Source organism: Pseudomonas sp. SJZ077 (assembly GCF_007993905.1).
Taxonomy (GTDB): domain Bacteria; phylum Pseudomonadota; class Gammaproteobacteria; order Pseudomonadales; family Pseudomonadaceae; genus Aquipseudomonas; species Aquipseudomonas mandelii.
Genome location: NZ_VIUJ01000011.1, coordinates 205,269 through 219,393, shown reverse-complemented (window position 1 = coordinate 219,393; position 14,125 = coordinate 205,269). Strand labels below are relative to the sequence as shown.

The following is a 14,125-nucleotide window of genomic DNA, read 5'->3' as shown; positions in this document are numbered from 1 at the left end:
ACCTTGCCGCCGGTCAGCAGCTCGGCGCCTTCGCCCTTGGCGATTTCCAGGTACGACAGGATTTTGTCGAATTGCTGCTCGGACGCCTGGGCGCCGACCATGGTGTCGGTGTCCAGCGGGTCGCCACGTTTGATCGACAGGACTTTCTTCATCACCACTTTCATGAAGTCGTCGTAGATCGACTCCTGCACCAGCGCGCGGGAAGGGCAGGTGCAGACTTCGCCCTGGTTGAAGAACGCCAGCACCAGGCCTTCAGCGGCTTTTTCGATGAAGGAAGGTTCGGCCTTCATGATGTCTTCGAAGAAGATGTTCGGCGACTTGCCACCCAGCTCCACGGTGGACGGAATGATGTTTTCGGCGGCGCATTTCATGATGTGCGAGCCGACCGGGGTCGAGCCGGTGAAGGCGATCTTGGCGATGCGTTTGCTGGTGGCCAGGGCTTCGCCGGCTTCTTTGCCAAAGCCTTGAACGACGTTCAGCACGCCCGGCGGCAGCAGGTCGCCGATCAGCTCCATCAGCACGGTGATGCCCAGCGGGGTTTGCTCGGCAGGCTTGAGCACCACGCAGTTACCGGCGGCCAGGGCCGGGGCGAGTTTCCAGGCGGCCATCAGGATCGGGAAGTTCCAGGGGATGATTTGCCCGACCACGCCCAGCGGTTCGTGGATGTGATAGGCCACGGTGTTGCCATCGATCTCGGCGGCGCTGCCTTCCTGGGCGCGGATGCAACCGGCGAAGTAGCGGAAATGGTCGGCGGCCAGCGGGATGTCGGCGTTGAGGGTTTCACGCACGGCTTTGCCGTTGTCCCAGGATTCGGTGATTGCCAGGACTTCCAGGTTCTGTTCAATGCGGTCGGCGATTTTCAGCAGCACCAGCGAGCGCGCCTGGGCGGACGTGGCGCCCCAGGCATCGGCAGCGGCGTGGGCGGCGTCCAGGGCTTTGTCGATGTCTTCGGCCGTGGAGCGCGGGAATTCGGCAATCGGTTGGCCATTCACTGGCGAGGTATTGGTGAAGTACTGACCTTTGACAGGCGCGACGAACTCGCCGCCGATGTAGTTACCGTATTTGCTCTTGAACGAAACGATAGCGCCTTCAGTACCGGGGTGAGCGTAACGCATGGTGATTTCTCCTTGGCTTTTTGTGCTTATAAGGGAGAGCGCATGTGCGCTTGCTATAAGCGTAGAGCAAAGGTCGGGCCACTGCCCTGCAGGTCAGGCAAATCAAGGTCTTGCGCGTTTTTTGTCGGACGGGCGGGCGGCGTCTGTGACGCTATCGGTACAGCCCTCGTGACACTTTGTACCGCTTGTGGCACAGCTTGTGACCGGGCGGTCTTGCCAGCATTGCAATGCGCCGATGGCTGGAGGATGCTGGGCCACAAGATGTGTGTCAGCCCTTGATGGGGTTCAGCACAGCTCTCGGAGAGAACAATAAGAAATGCACGACAACCATTTGAGTCGCCATGCCCAACAAGTCTTGACCGTCACCCAGGGCAAATCCCACCTGCACGGTCCTGGCAGCGACCCGTCCATCGCCCGTTCATGGCTGCGCTGCCTTGAGGATTATCACCTCGACCCGGCCCTGACGATGGCGCCGACGGTGCTGGAACACGGCCGGGTGCTGGAAAGCCGCGAACGCTTGCAGCAAGTGCTGCACATCGCCGGCAGCGAAATGACCAGTCTGCATCAGCAACTTTCCGGCGCCGGCCACGCCGTGCTGCTCACCGACGCCCGTGGGGTGATCCTCAACTGCGTCACCGCACCGGCCGAACGGAAAATCTTCGAGCGCGCCGGCCTGTGGCTTGGCGCCGACTGGAGCGAAGCCTGCGAAGGCACCAACGGCATCGGCACCTGCCTGGTGGAGCGCCAGTCGCTGACCATTCACCAGGATGAACACTTTCGCGGCCGCCACACCGGCCTGACGTGCTCGGCGAGCCCGGTGTTCGACCCTCACGGCGAGCTGCTGGCGGTTCTCGATGTGTCCTCGGCGCGTCACGAAGTCTCACGTCAAAGCCAGTTCCACACCATGGCCCTGGTCAATCTCTCGGCGAAGATGATCGAGAGCTGCTATTTCCTGCGCTACTTCGACAATCAATGGTTGCTGCGCTTTCACCTGCAAGCCGAATCCGTCGGGCTGTTCAGCGAAGGCTTGCTGGCGTTCGACGGGGAGGGGCGGATCAGCGCGGTCAACCAGAGTGCGCTGAACTTGCTGGGGCATATTCGCGGTGGATTGCTGGGCAAGCCGGTGGAGGCGTTTTTCGATTGCTCGCTGGATGACTTGCTCGGCCGCGCCAGTGTCAACGCCAGCGCCAGTTGGCCGTTGCGCACCCGTGATGGGCGGAGTCTGTTTGCCGTGTTGCGCGGGCAGCCGCGCAGCATTCCGGTGCCGGTGGTGCCAGGTCCGACAATTGCCGAGCGTCCGCGCCTGTCGGGCATCTGCCTGGGCGACGCCGCGTTGCAGGAAGATTTCCGAAAATCCTTGAGAGTTTTCGAGCGAGACGTGCCGCTGTTGATCAATGGCGAAACCGGTTCCGGCAAAGAAGCCTTTGCCAAAGCCGTGCATCAGGCCAGCCAGCGGGCCGACAAGGCCTTCGTCGCCCTTAACTGCGCGGCGATCCCTGAAAGCCTGATCGAGAGCGAACTGTTTGGTTATCGCGGCGGCAGCTTTACCGGCGCGCGCAAGGAAGGCATGCGCGGCAAGTTGCAGCAGGCGGACGGCGGCACACTGTTCCTCGATGAAATCGGCGACATGCCGTTGGCGTTGCAAACCCGGCTATTAAGGGTGCTGGAAGATCGTCAGGTGGTGCCGATTGGCGGCGAGCCGGAGTCGGTCAATGTGCGGATCATCAGCGCCACTCACCGCCATTTACTGGAGCGGGTGCAGGACGGCAGCTTCCGCGAGGATTTGTATTACCGGCTCAATGGGCTGGAGATCGCATTGCCGGCGTTGCGTGAGCGAAGTGATAAATCGCAGTTGCTTGATTTTCTGCTGGCCGAGGAAGCGGGCGCAGAGACGGTGCTGATCGATGAGCCGGCCCGGCAAGCCTTGTTGGGTTTCGCCTGGCCGGGGAACGTGCGGCAGTTGCGCAATGTGCTGCGCACCTTGGCGGCGTTGTGTGACGACGGGCGGATCGGGCTGGAGGATTTGCCGGTGATGATTCGTCAGGTTCGACCGGTGCCGGTTGTGGCCGTTGAAGAGACTTCCGAACATCCGCTGGACGATGCCGAGCGGCTGGCGTTGCTCAATGCGCTGGAACAGACCCGTTGGCACATGACCCATACCGCCGAGCAGCTCGGCGTCAGCCGTAACACCCTCTATCGAAAACTGCGCAAACACGGCATCGCCCGCTAGGCCCGCCGTCACACTGCAGGAGCGAGGCTTGCCCGCGAAGAACGATTACGCGGTGTACTGGCGGAATCGTGTTATGGGCTTCGCGGGCAAGCCTCGCTGCTGCGGGTTTTGCGTTGACCCGAAACAAAGGTGCGAATTTTCCCACCCTACGCTAACCTGCGGCCATGTTTTACGAGGTCGACTATGCATATTCATATTCTTGGTATCTGCGGCACTTTCATGGGTTCGATGGCGGTTCTGGCCAAAGAGCTGGGCCATCACGTGACGGGCTCCGATGCCAACGTCTATCCGCCGATGAGCACTCAGCTTGAAGCGCAGGGCATTGAGTTGACCCAAGGCTACGACCCCGCCCAACTCGATCCGGCGCCGGATCTGGTGGTGATCGGCAACGCCATGTCGCGCGGCAACCCGGCCGTCGAATACGTGTTGAACAAAGGCCTGCCCTACGTCTCCGGCCCGCAATGGCTGGCCGACCACGTGCTGCAAGGTCGCTGGGTCCTGGCCGTCGCCGGCACCCATGGTAAAACCACCACCAGCAGCATGCTTGCCTGGGTCCTGGAGCACGCGGGCATGAGCCCGGGCTTCCTGATCGGCGGCGTGCCGCAGAACTTCTCGGTGTCGGCGCGTCTGGGTGACACACCGTTCTTCGTCATCGAAGCCGACGAGTACGACAGCGCGTTCTTCGACAAGCGCTCCAAGTTCGTTCACTACCGCCCGCGCACGGCCATTCTGAACAACCTGGAATACGATCACGCCGACATCTTCCCGGATTTGCCCGCCATTGAGCGGCAGTTCCACCACTTGGTGCGAACCATCCCGAGCGAAGGCCTGGTGATTCACCCGACCACCGAGCCAGCGTTGCAGCGCGTCATCGAGATGGGCTGCTGGACCCCGGTGCAAACCACCGGTGCCGGCGGTCAGTGGCAGGTCAAGCTGCTGAGCGAAGACGGCTCCAAGTTCGAAGTGATGTTCGAAGGCGTTGCCCAAGGCGTCGTCGATTGGGACATGACCGGCCAGCACAACGTCGCCAACGCCCTGGCCACCCTGGCGGCTGCTCGCCACGTCGGCGTTGTACCGTCGATGGGCATCGCTGCATTGAGCGTCTTTAAAAGCGTGAAACGCCGGATGGAGAAAGTCGCCGAGGTTCGCGGCATTACCATCTACGACGACTTCGCTCACCACCCGACGGCCATTGCGACGACCCTCGACGGCCTGCGCAAACGCATCGGTGATGCGCCGTTGATTGCGATCATCGAGCCGCGCTCCAACTCCATGAAGCTCGGCGCTCACCGCGACGGCTTGCCGGAAAGCGTGGTCGATGCCGATCAAGTGATCTGGTATGCCCCCGCCAACCTCGGTTGGGACCTGGGCGCGACCGCCGCGTTGTGCACGGTGCCGTCGGTCGTCAGCGACTCCCTGGAAGGCATCATCGAGCGCGTGAAGAGCCAGGCCCAGCCCGGCACCCACGTGGTGATCATGAGCAACGGCGGCTTCGGCGGCCTGCACGGCAAACTCGCCGAGGCGCTGCAATGAACAACGGCCCGGAACGCATCACCCTCGCGATGACGGGCGCTTCGGGCGCCCAGTACGGTTTACGTCTGCTCGACTGCCTGATCCGCGAAGACCGCGAGGTGCATTTCCTGATCTCCAAGGCGGCGCAACTGGTGATGGCTACCGAGACTGACGTCACGCTGCCGGCCAAACCGCAGACGATGCAGGCTTTCCTCACTGAATACACCGGCGCGGCCGCCGGGCAGATCAAGGTGTACGGCAAGGAAGACTGGATGTCGCCAGTGGCCTCGGGGTCTGGTGCGCCCGCGGCGATGGTGGTGGTGCCGTGTTCCACCGGAACCTTGTCCGCGATCGCGACCGGTGCCTGCAACAACCTGATCGAGCGGGCTGCCGACGTGACGTTGAAAGAGCGTCGCCAGCTGATTCTGGTGCCGCGTGAAGCGCCGTATTCGAGCATTCATCTGGAGCATATGCTCAAGCTGTCGAACATGGGCGTGACGATATTGCCGGCGTCGCCGGGCTTTTATCATCAGCCGCAGACGATCGATGACTTGATCGACTTTGTCGTGGCGCGGATTCTCAATCTGCTGAACATCCCGCAAGACATGCTGCCGCGTTGGGGCGAACACCATTTGAGCAGCGATGAATAAGCTGCTGATTGTTCTGCTGGCCCTGCAATTGGGGGGCTGCGCCACGGCGCGCACGCTGGACGCGGCCAAGCCTGGGGCGCCAGTGGTGTACGCGGGGACGCGCCTGGATTTGTATGCCATGAATGGCGGTTGTTGCGCGATGGACCGGTTTGGCGCCGAAGCGCCGAGCTACCCCGGCGTCGACCTGCCGGCCAGCGCGTTGCTCGACACGCTGTTATTGCCGTTGTCATTGCTGACGGTGATCGGGGTGAGTTTCCAGGCGACGGGCGGGTTGTAGCGTTCGGCTTTGAATCGGTGTGCGCCCTTCGCGGGCAAGCCTCGCTCCTACGGGTTCTCCGTTGCCTGTGTAGGAGCGAGGCCTGCCCGCGAAGGCGCCCTCTCAGACACCAAAGGATTATTTGCCTAGCTTGCGCAGTTCATCCGATTCGACAATCCGTACCCCATCCTGCTCTTCCAGCGCCAGTCTCCACATGGCGCGAGCCAGTTGGCAGGCTTCGATGCCGCGGTACTTGCCAGGGATCAAGCGCGACAACGGCCCGACGAGTTGCTCGGCCGTGCGCGGTTCCAGTCGATCGCCCAGCAACAACGAAGGTCGGCAAATGGTCAGCTGCGGCCAGTCCTGCGCGCGCAATGCGTACTCCATCTCGCCTTTGACCCGGTTGTAGAAAATCGAGGATCTGCGATCGGCCCCCAGGGCACTGATCACGATCAGGTGCCGGGCACCCATTTCCCGTGCACGTTTGGCGAACGCCACCACCATGTCCAGGTCGACCGCACGAAAGGCTTGTTCGGAGCCAGCCTGCTTGATTGTGGTGCCGAGGCAGCAGTAGGCGATGTCGACGCGACCGTTCAGTTGCGGCAGAAACGCCGCCGCGTCGCCGACCGGGTTTTCCAGATGGGGATGCTCGGCCAGTGGCCGGCGTGAGGGGGCCAGTACCCTTGAAATCGTTGGCTCATTGAGCAGGCGATCAAGCAGATGTTCGCCGGTCAACCCGGTAGCTCCGGCAAGCAGTACATGCTGAGGCGTCAAGTACATAGTGTTTCCCCCTTGATACTGTTCAGCTTAGTTGCTCTTTGCATCCTTGCTGCTGATAGAGACACTTTGTAGCGCTTTTCGTGCCTGCTGTTTGCGCAAGAGTTGCCAGTGCGAGAGGACCGTTTTCGGCGCCCAGAGCTGCGGTTCAGAGGCCTCGAAGCCGTCAGCGAGTTCACGCTCTGCCACCGTGGCCTTGGCCAGCTTAAAGGCATGCTCCAGGTCGTCGGTCTGGTTCAGCGCCTGGGCGAACAGCGCGTCGCCGAAGTAGGTGAAATTGGCTTCTTCCGAGCAACCGAAGGACACCCGATCAGCGCGCGAGGCGGTCATGATCAGCGTGCGTTCATCCTTGAGCGCGGGGATGAAGCCGCCGGAATAGCAGGACGAAATCACCACAATCTTGTCGCGGTTCTTCAAGGGCGCGAGCACGGCGGCGAGTTCGTCGGCCGGCAGGTCGGCCAGCTCCATGCGCGGCTGGTCGAGCACCAGTTCATGTTCGCTGCTGCCATGGCTGGTCAGGTAGATGAAGATCAAGTCTTCCGGGCCACTGCGTTCGGCCAGGGTCATCGCGGCGCGGCGCAGGTTTTCCCGGGTGGCCATCGGCCGGTCGACGAGGTGATCGCGATGGTTCACCAGGCGGATCTGGCCGAAGGCGCCGAAGCGGCTGCTGAGCATGTTGCTGACGTAATCGGACTCGCGCAGGAACACGCTCTGCTTGCCGTCGCCGCCCAGGGTCAAGGTGTACAGCTCGACCATCGGGGTCGAGGCTGGCACGTTGGACAGAGCGTCATCGAGTAACCGGCCCTGGGCCAGCAAGCCGAGCTCCAGGGTGTCGGGCAGCAACTTGCCGTCGGCATCGCGAACACGCTGGCCATTGACCCACGTTCCGCTTTGCACCGTGCCGTCGGTGAGCACCAGGGTGCCGCGCCCCGAGTAGCTGTCATTGTCGAACTGGCCGATGTAGAAGCTGCCGTCGGGCAGGTTCAATCGACCCTGGCCGGTAAAACGCCAGTCGCTGAACTGGCCGATGTAATGACTGCCGTCAGCGCCGATCAACTCGCCCTTGCCGTTCAGCGAGCCTTCCTTGAACTGGCCCAGCCAGACATCGCCGTCGGCGTTTTCGTAGCGGCCCTTGCCGTGCAGTTGATTGTTCTTGAAGCCGCCGACATAGATGTCGCCGTCGGCGCTGTTGAAGGTTCCGTTGCCTTCCAGCTGACCGTCCTTGAAGTGCCCGGTGAACTGATTGCCACTGGCGTCGCCGCGCTGCCCTTCACCGTTGGGTTTGCCATTGGCGAACTGGCCCTGGTAGGAACTGCCGTCGTCGAGTTCGAGACGCCCGAGCCCTGAATATTGATCGGCCTTGAATTCACCGCGATAGGTCATCGCGTTTTCTTTTAGCGTGCCTTCACCGTCACGGCGGCCGAGTTTGAATCCGCCGGTGTAGCTGCTGCCGCTGGTGGTCAGTGTGCCCTTGCCGTCAAACAGGCCTTGATTGAATTGGCCCCGATAGACTTCGCCGTTGCTGCCATGCCACTCGCCCTGGCCATGCCATTGCCCCTTGTCGAACTCGCCGGCGTACCAACTGCCGTTGGGGTAGTCGATGCGGCCCTGGCCTTGCAACAAGCCGTTGACCAGATCACCGCGATAGCGCCCGCCGTCCGGCAAGCGGGCATCCGGGGGCAGCAGCGATTCGCCATCGCCGCAAGCGGTGAGCAATAGGGTCAGGGCGAGGAGTGCAAGTGAGCGCATAGCGGGATCCGGGCAATTATGCGACGGAGTATGCCGCAGCTATGTGTCGCATTTATAGAGACACGGCAGAGACACGGCGCGAAACAGCGTGAGCTGTTTCGCAATCAGACCTGTGTCAGACGAAACAGAGGGACAGCGGCTCGGCGATATACGCTGGTTTGTCCGAGCCTTCGATTTCAAGCGTGGCGGTGGCTTTGAGCAGCCATTGGCCGGGTTTTTTCTCGATGACTTCGTTCATGTCGACCTTGAGCCGAACCCTGGAGTTGACCTTTACTGGCTGGATGAAGCGCACGCTGTCCAGGCCATAGTTGACCACCATCTTCGCCCCTTGAGGGAGGATCAGGATGTCTTCCATCAGTTTCGGGATCAGCGACAGTGACAGGAATCCGTGTGCAATGGTGCTGCCAAATGGCGTTTGCGCGGCTTTGACCGGGTCGACGTGAATAAACTGATAATCGCCTGTGGCTTCCGCGAACAGGTTGATGCGCTCCTGATCGATGGTGAGCCATTCGGAACGTCCGAGTTCCTTGCCGACATAATCTTTGAGCTCTGCAACGGGAACATAGGGCATTGAGACTCTCCTTGGGTTTCATCGGATTTATAGTTTTTCGAGTGGGGGGATTTGGCCTCCCTGTGAACCACTTTAGATCAACATGGCAAATTGCTCCGGTCAACTGACCATGCTTTTGGCGAATGCCGATCCATAGCGTTGACGTGCTTATAATGCCCGGCCCCTTTTTTGTGGGGCGCGCGTGCGGGAGATGCTGGATGTTGTTACGTGGCCTGACCTGGCTGGTGCTGTTCCAATTGCTGGGCACAGCCATCAACCATTTGTTTTTACCGGTACTGCCCGGGCCGATTGTCGGCCTGCTGCTGTTGCTGGTGTACCTGATTTCGCGCGGGCAAGTCGGCGAGCCGTTGAACCTGGCCGCCAGCAGCCTGCTGCGTTATTTGCCTTTGCTGTTGGTGCCGCCGGCCGTGGGCGTGATGGTTTACGCCAAGGACATCGCCGCAGACTTCTGGGCCATTGCCGGCGCGCTGGTGTTGTCGCTGGTGCTGTCCATGGCGTTTGTCGGGGTGCTGATGCAGCGCATGGTCAAGCGTCATGCCCATCGCGGAGATCGCTCATGATCCTCGATTGGCAGGGTGCGCTGGACTCGGTGATTCATCACCCGTTGTTCGGCCTCGGCATTACGTTGGGCGCTTATCAACTGGTGCTGGCAGCCTTTGAAAAAACCCGCTGGATCTTTCTGCAACCGGTGCTGGTCTCCATGCTGTTGGTGATCGGTGTGCTGACGGTCTGTGGGATCACGTTTGTCGAGTACCGCAAGAGCACCGAGATCCTCAGCATCTTGCTCGGACCTGCGACCGTTGCGCTGGCAGTGCCGCTGTATCTCAATCTGCGACGCATTCGGCAGTTGTTCTGGCCGATTTTTACTACGCTGGTGATAGGCGGCGTGGTTGCCACGGGCATGGGCGTGTTGCTGGGTTGGTGGTTTGGCGCCGAACACATGATCCTGATGACGATGGCGCCGAAGTCAGTGACGTCGCCGATTGCCATGTTGGTGGCTGAGCAGATCGGTGGTGTCGCGGCGTTGGCCGCGGTGTTCGTGTTGATCACCGGCGTGATCGGTGCGATCTTCGGTCCGAGTATGCTGACCCGGCTGGGCGTGCACAGCCCTGAAGCCCGGGGCATGGCGCTGGGCATGACCGCCCATGCAGTCGGCACCTCGGTGGCCTTGCAGGAAAGTGAAGAATGCGGCGCTTTCGCGGCGCTGGCGATGAGTCTGATGGGCGTGGCCACGGCGGTGTTCCTGCCGTTGGCGGTGTCGATGGTGGTTTAAGGATATGTCTATGAGCTTGCCGCTTTTTCCGCTGAACACTGTGCTGTTTCCTGGCTGCATCCTCGACTTGCAGATCTTCGAGGCGCGCTACCTGGACATGATCGGCAGTTGCATGAAAAAGGGCGTCGGCTTCGGCGTTGTGTGCATTCTCGACGGCGAAGAAGTGGGCATCGCACCTGCGGGCTATGCGCTGGTCGGCTGCGAAGCGTTGATCACTGATTTCAAACAACAGGACAATGGCCTGCTGGGCATTCGCGTGCAGGGCGGACGGCGTTTTCATGTGTTGCGCACCGAGGTACAGCGCGATCAATTGACCGTCGCTGACGTCGAGTGGCTGGAAGACGAACCTGAACAGCCGCTGCAGGATGAGGATGCGGACCTGGTCGCCCTGCTCAAGGCATTGGCCGAACACCCGATGGTCGAAGCCTTGAACATGGGCACCGAAGCGACCGGGCAACAGTCACTGGCCAATCAGCTGGCCTATCTGCTGCCGTTTGCCGAAGTGGACAAGATCGACCTGCTGCAACTCGATGATCCCCAGCAGCGGCTGGATGCGATCCAGGCGCTGTTGGACGAGTTGCAAGGTGAGTTGTTTGCCTAGTTGTACTTTGTATTAAGTTCTTCGGTTCGCCACTATTGTCTTCGTAAAGCTCAGTCAGTAGTTTGCAGTTATTCGCATGGAGCGGATAACGGTTAACTATATGGATGTGGTTATGACGCTATATGAAGATGAATGGATGTTCTGGGATGATATTGCCGGGCGCTATATTTTAAAGCACGCGAGCAACGATCCGAATACGGCTAATATTATTGATGCCGCTGCTTACTATGCCGATTCAATGGTTGTCGCTCGACGTAAGCGCAAGCGCGTAAAACTTCCAGTCTCCGGTACTGCCGTCGATACTTCAAACGCTCCGACGGCTCTTTAGTACACGACTTATAAACTATTCGGCAACGGACTGGGTTTTGCGCGTCTTGCTGAAAAAAAATTGAGTGAACAGCATCTTGAGGTGATTGATGTCCCTGGAAAATCAAAGCAGTGCATTTACCGCTAACCTTTACGTCAACGGCACGCCGGTGGTGCTCAACCAGCAGCGCCTGAAGCTTAGGCTGCGTGACCCGCGAATCACCCGGCGCGAACGCCTGGACGTGGAGGTGGCATTGGCGAGTGACGACAGCACAAGTATTCTGACGCTCGCCGATCATGAGGATGATAAGCCTCTATTGTTGAAGTTTGTGCCCAAGGCTGGCAAGTATGAAGTGCTGGCCGTTATTCGAGGCGCCTATGAAGGTGGTCATTTGACGGTTAATGTCGGAACCCGTCATCTATATATGAATAGCGCTTCGGAAGGTGCCAGGTTTTCGATACGTAAGCATGGGGTGGACCAAGCGAGTTTTGATGATTTTGCTGCCGGTCCAGGGTATGTGCAGCTCGTGAGTGAGCTTAATGGTCGGCCGCTCTATCTGGCAAACGACAAGGGGAAAGTGCATTTTAAAGATGTTGATCCTAATACCTCCAAGCATGATGCGTTCAACAATGATCCCGTCAACTTCGTGATCAAGATTGTTGATAAGCCGGGTGAGGAGCGCAAATAAAAAAACGCCATCAGTTTTGCAAGCTGATGGCGTGTACCTCATCAGGCAACAGCCTAATACGCATATCTCAACATTGCATTCGGCAAATGTCGCAATGCAAAGAACCCGAACAACGCCACCATCGCCGGCAATACCAGCCACCAGATCTTGGGTGGCATGGCATTGAGCGGTGTCTGGCGCTGGCTCAGCCACAAGCTGGCGGCACACACGCACGCCGCCAGCATCGCACCGGCCAATATATCCGTTGGCCAATGTGCGCCCAGGTACACCCGGGACAGGGCGATTGTCAGGGCCGGCAAACAACCCAGCAGCAACCAGGTCAGGCGCATCCGCGGCGGCTGACCGCGACCGGCCAGCACGGCGAGGGTCAGGAACAACGCGAAGGCGCCCGATGCATGGCCGCTGGGCATGCTGTAGCTGGTCAGTGGATCGCTCAGTACTTCCGGGCGCACGCGGGCGAAAAATTGTTTGGTGAACGTGTTGCCGAGCGCGGTGAAGAGCAGGGTGCCACCGGCGAAAATCGCCTGGCGCCACTGCCGGGTGAGCAACAGCAAGCCGGTCAGCAGGGCGCTGAACACCAGCATGTTGCGGAATTCGCCGATCAGCGTGAAGGTGACGGCCAGTTCATCGAGCATCGGGCTGCGATGTTCCTGCACCAGGGTCATCACGCCTTGGTCGAGCGCGGTGAGGTGCGGGTAGCCGATAAACAGCCCTGCCAGAATTAACAGGCCGAGGCCGGCTATATAGGCGGTGGCGTGGCGATGGCGGCGCAGGCTGCTGGTCACGCTCAAGCCGATCATTACCGCAATGCTGCCGGCGACGATCCCTGCCTCAGGCCAGAACCCGTCGGGCAATGGCAAGCGAATCGCTGCGCCCGTGGCCCAGCCAGGCAGTAAGTAAGCGACGCTCCAGCCCGCGGCGGCCAGCAAACTTACAGCGGCGAAACGCGGGAACGGCATGTCGAACATCCCGGCAACCATCGGCAGCATCGGGCGTAGCGGGCCGATAAAACGTCCGACCAACAGGCTGGCAATACCGTATCGCTGGAAATACGCCTCGGCGCCGGCGATCCATTCCGGATGGTGGCGTAACCCCGGCAGGCGCCGGATATTCTGGTGAAAATGTCGACCGATGAAGTACGAAACGATGTCGCCCAGCACGCCAGCGGTAAACCCCAGCAATAGCGTTTCGCTCAATGACAGCGCCCCGCTGCCGGCCAGTACCGCCACGGCGAACAGCAACACCGTGCCGGGCACAATCAGCCCGGCAATCGCCAGGCACTCCACGAATGCCACGATGAACACCGCCGCGGCCAGCCATTGCGGGTTAGCCGCCAGCCAACCGGTCACGCTATCGAGCCATGGGCCCATAAAAACAACTCCCTCTGATGTTCAATTGGGCTCGAAAGGCGCGCACGCAACCTTCCAGGCACCACAAGTCCCCTGTAGGAGCGAGCCTGCTCGCGATAGCGGACTGACATTCGAAACCGATGTCGCCTGATACTTGCTATCGCGATCAGGCTCGCTCCCACAGCGATTTTCCATCTTCAAGTCAGCAAAAAATAATCGCGACCTTCGACCTGCCCCCGTCGTAGCGGGTTCCGCGTGCAATGTGGCGCGTAAGCCGCATCGACGAAGCGATACATCAAATGTTCGTCGCGTCCGTGGGGAATGCCCAGGCGCGTGGTCTGGATGATGTGAGCAGGCGCCGGGCCGACGTCTTCGACCAGCAACACATCATGGTCAAAACGCTTGGCATCCCAGACGGGCACCTTCAACCCCAGCGACTTGCACAACAACGTCTGCCCGGCGCAGAGCTTTTGCGTCGGGCGAGGACGACCCTGGGCGTCGGGATTGTTCAACAGCATCTGCGCCAGGCTCGCTGGCCCGCTTAGCTCGTCGACCCACGGATAGGCAGATTTGATCAGCACCGCGTTGCCCGGCCCCTGGGCGCTGAAGTTCAGGGAATCACCGCCGCGGGCGTAATACATATAGATGTGCCCGCCATCCAGAAACAAAGCCTTACGCTTTTCTGTGTAGCCGAGGGACGCGTGACTGCCTTTTTCTTCGCAGTAATAGGCTTCGGTTTCGATAATCCGGGCGCTCAGCCACAGGTCGCCGACCCTATGACGGATGACCTTGCCCAGTAAATCCCGGGCCAGGGTTTGCGCATCGCGGTCAAAAAATGCGTCCGGGAGCCCCATGGGCAGGCGTGCAGCGGACGCTCGAACAGTCAGGTTGGACATGATGAACGGTGTTTATCAAGGCTGATTGAGTCGTGATGATAACAATGTGCAGCTTAATCCCGGCTGAACGTCGGCAAATTGCCCTCCATTTCGACCATCCGCCCGTCACCGCTGTTAGTCCCGGGACGCGACAGCTATAATCTGCCGCTTT

Annotated in this window: 15 protein-coding genes; 9 read left to right on the top strand and 6 right to left on the bottom strand. The window is 60.3% G+C overall.

Annotated features, from left to right (window positions below; translation table 11 throughout):
• The coding region (locus FBY01_RS18345) for an aldehyde dehydrogenase family protein (RefSeq protein ID WP_145308864.1) at positions 1–1,115 on the bottom strand (1,115 nt) is incomplete at its 3' end.
• A 316-nt stretch (positions 1,116–1,431) separates the two neighbouring features.
• On the opposite strand from FBY01_RS18345, the gene FBY01_RS18340 reads away from it, so the two are divergent.
• The 4 genes from FBY01_RS18340 to FBY01_RS18320 all read left to right on the top strand — a co-directional run bounded on the left by FBY01_RS18340 (position 1,432) and on the right by FBY01_RS18320 (position 5,784).
• Positions 1,432–3,345: a sigma-54-dependent Fis family transcriptional regulator gene (locus FBY01_RS18340; protein WP_010467347.1), complete on the top strand. Its 1,914-nt coding sequence runs from the start codon at positions 1,432–1,434 to the stop codon at positions 3,343–3,345.
• A gap of 183 nt (positions 3,346–3,528) precedes the next feature.
• On the top strand, positions 3,529–4,878 hold the full coding sequence (gene mpl / locus FBY01_RS18330; RefSeq protein WP_145308862.1) for a UDP-N-acetylmuramate:L-alanyl-gamma-D-glutamyl-meso-diaminopimelate ligase: 1,350 nt from the start codon (positions 3,529–3,531) through the stop codon (positions 4,876–4,878).
• A complete protein-coding gene (ubiX, locus tag FBY01_RS18325) occupies positions 4,875–5,507 on the top strand; it encodes a flavin prenyltransferase UbiX (RefSeq protein WP_010467349.1) in 633 nt (210 codons plus the stop codon). The genes mpl and ubiX overlap by 4 nt, the downstream gene beginning before the upstream one ends.
• Entirely contained in the window at positions 5,500–5,784 is a 285-nt protein-coding gene (locus FBY01_RS18320) for a YceK/YidQ family lipoprotein (RefSeq protein ID WP_083375680.1), read from the top strand. Before ubiX ends, FBY01_RS18320 begins: the two co-directional genes overlap by 8 nt.
• Before the next feature lie 117 nt (positions 5,785–5,901).
• Here the strand turns inward: FBY01_RS18320 and FBY01_RS18315 are convergent, their stop codons facing one another.
• The 3 genes from FBY01_RS18315 to FBY01_RS18305 form a co-directional block, all read right to left on the bottom strand.
• Entirely contained in the window at positions 5,902–6,543 is a 642-nt protein-coding gene (locus tag FBY01_RS18315; protein ID WP_010467351.1) for an oxidoreductase, read from the bottom strand.
• Between the two features lie 27 nt (positions 6,544–6,570).
• Positions 6,571–8,289 (bottom strand): C13 family peptidase, encoded by a 1,719-nt coding sequence (locus tag FBY01_RS18310; protein ID WP_077749937.1) that lies wholly within the window; start codon positions 8,287–8,289, stop codon positions 6,571–6,573.
• A gap of 115 nt (positions 8,290–8,404) precedes the next feature.
• Positions 8,405–8,860 carry a MaoC family dehydratase gene (locus FBY01_RS18305; protein ID WP_010467353.1) on the bottom strand — a complete coding sequence of 152 codons (456 nt, stop codon included), beginning with the start codon at positions 8,858–8,860 and terminating at the stop codon, positions 8,405–8,407.
• A 197-nt stretch (positions 8,861–9,057) separates the two neighbouring features.
• Between FBY01_RS18305 and FBY01_RS18300 the strand changes: the two genes are divergently transcribed.
• The 5 genes from FBY01_RS18300 to FBY01_RS18280 all read left to right on the top strand — a co-directional run bounded on the left by FBY01_RS18300 (position 9,058) and on the right by FBY01_RS18280 (position 11,729).
• Positions 9,058–9,420, top strand: coding sequence for a CidA/LrgA family protein (locus tag FBY01_RS18300; protein ID WP_010467354.1), 363 nt, complete (start codon positions 9,058–9,060; stop codon positions 9,418–9,420).
• Positions 9,417–10,133 (top strand): LrgB family protein, encoded by a 717-nt coding sequence (locus FBY01_RS18295; protein ID WP_010467355.1) that lies wholly within the window; start codon positions 9,417–9,419, stop codon positions 10,131–10,133. Before FBY01_RS18300 ends, FBY01_RS18295 begins: the two co-directional genes overlap by 4 nt.
• Before the next feature lie 10 nt (positions 10,134–10,143).
• Positions 10,144–10,734, top strand: a complete 591-nt coding sequence (locus FBY01_RS18290; protein WP_145308860.1) for an LON peptidase substrate-binding domain-containing protein — start codon at positions 10,144–10,146, stop codon at positions 10,732–10,734.
• Between the two features lie 112 nt (positions 10,735–10,846).
• Positions 10,847–11,062 (top strand): hypothetical protein, encoded by a 216-nt coding sequence (locus tag FBY01_RS18285; protein WP_102594344.1) that lies wholly within the window; start codon positions 10,847–10,849, stop codon positions 11,060–11,062.
• 88 nt (positions 11,063–11,150) lie between these two features.
• Complete coding sequence (locus tag FBY01_RS18280) at positions 11,151–11,729, top strand: hypothetical protein (RefSeq protein WP_145308858.1); 579 nt, start codon at positions 11,151–11,153, stop codon at positions 11,727–11,729.
• A 53-nt stretch (positions 11,730–11,782) separates the two neighbouring features.
• Here FBY01_RS18280 and FBY01_RS18275 read toward each other — a convergent pair whose 3' ends face one another.
• Both FBY01_RS18275 and FBY01_RS18270 read right to left on the bottom strand, forming a co-directional pair.
• Positions 11,783–13,099: a bifunctional DedA family/phosphatase PAP2 family protein gene (locus FBY01_RS18275; protein ID WP_010467359.1), complete on the bottom strand. Its 1,317-nt coding sequence runs from the start codon at positions 13,097–13,099 to the stop codon at positions 11,783–11,785.
• Positions 13,100–13,275: 176 nt separating this feature from the next.
• A complete protein-coding gene (locus FBY01_RS18270; RefSeq protein ID WP_145308856.1) occupies positions 13,276–13,974 on the bottom strand; it encodes a DNA-3-methyladenine glycosylase in 699 nt (232 codons plus the stop codon).
• Positions 13,975–14,125: the final 151 nt, after the last annotated feature.

What these genes read in the sequence shown, in the direction of transcription:
- FBY01_RS18270 (WP_145308856.1), bottom strand. Translation starts at nt 13,974, where the DNA reads ATGTCCAACCTGACTGTTCGAGCGTCCGCTGCACGCCTGCCCATGGGG.
- FBY01_RS18285 (WP_102594344.1), top strand. Translation starts at nt 10,847, where the DNA reads ATGACGCTATATGAAGATGAATGGATGTTCTGGGATGATATTGCCGGG.
- mpl (WP_145308862.1), top strand. Translation starts at nt 3,529, where the DNA reads ATGCATATTCATATTCTTGGTATCTGCGGCACTTTCATGGGTTCGATG.
- FBY01_RS18290 (WP_145308860.1), top strand. Translation starts at nt 10,144, where the DNA reads ATGAGCTTGCCGCTTTTTCCGCTGAACACTGTGCTGTTTCCTGGCTGC.
- FBY01_RS18295 (WP_010467355.1), top strand. Translation starts at nt 9,417, where the DNA reads ATGATCCTCGATTGGCAGGGTGCGCTGGACTCGGTGATTCATCACCCG.
- FBY01_RS18305 (WP_010467353.1), bottom strand. Translation starts at nt 8,860, where the DNA reads ATGCCCTATGTTCCCGTTGCAGAGCTCAAAGATTATGTCGGCAAGGAA.
- FBY01_RS18280 (WP_145308858.1), top strand. Translation starts at nt 11,151, where the DNA reads ATGTCCCTGGAAAATCAAAGCAGTGCATTTACCGCTAACCTTTACGTC.
- FBY01_RS18310 (WP_077749937.1), bottom strand. Translation starts at nt 8,289, where the DNA reads ATGCGCTCACTTGCACTCCTCGCCCTGACCCTATTGCTCACCGCTTGC.
- ubiX (WP_010467349.1), top strand. Translation starts at nt 4,875, where the DNA reads ATGAACAACGGCCCGGAACGCATCACCCTCGCGATGACGGGCGCTTCG.
- FBY01_RS18275 (WP_010467359.1), bottom strand. Translation starts at nt 13,099, where the DNA reads ATGGGCCCATGGCTCGATAGCGTGACCGGTTGGCTGGCGGCTAACCCG.
- FBY01_RS18300 (WP_010467354.1), top strand. Translation starts at nt 9,058, where the DNA reads ATGTTGTTACGTGGCCTGACCTGGCTGGTGCTGTTCCAATTGCTGGGC.
- FBY01_RS18340 (WP_010467347.1), top strand. Translation starts at nt 1,432, where the DNA reads ATGCACGACAACCATTTGAGTCGCCATGCCCAACAAGTCTTGACCGTC.
- FBY01_RS18315 (WP_010467351.1), bottom strand. Translation starts at nt 6,543, where the DNA reads ATGTACTTGACGCCTCAGCATGTACTGCTTGCCGGAGCTACCGGGTTG.
- FBY01_RS18320 (WP_083375680.1), top strand. Translation starts at nt 5,500, where the DNA reads ATGAATAAGCTGCTGATTGTTCTGCTGGCCCTGCAATTGGGGGGCTGC.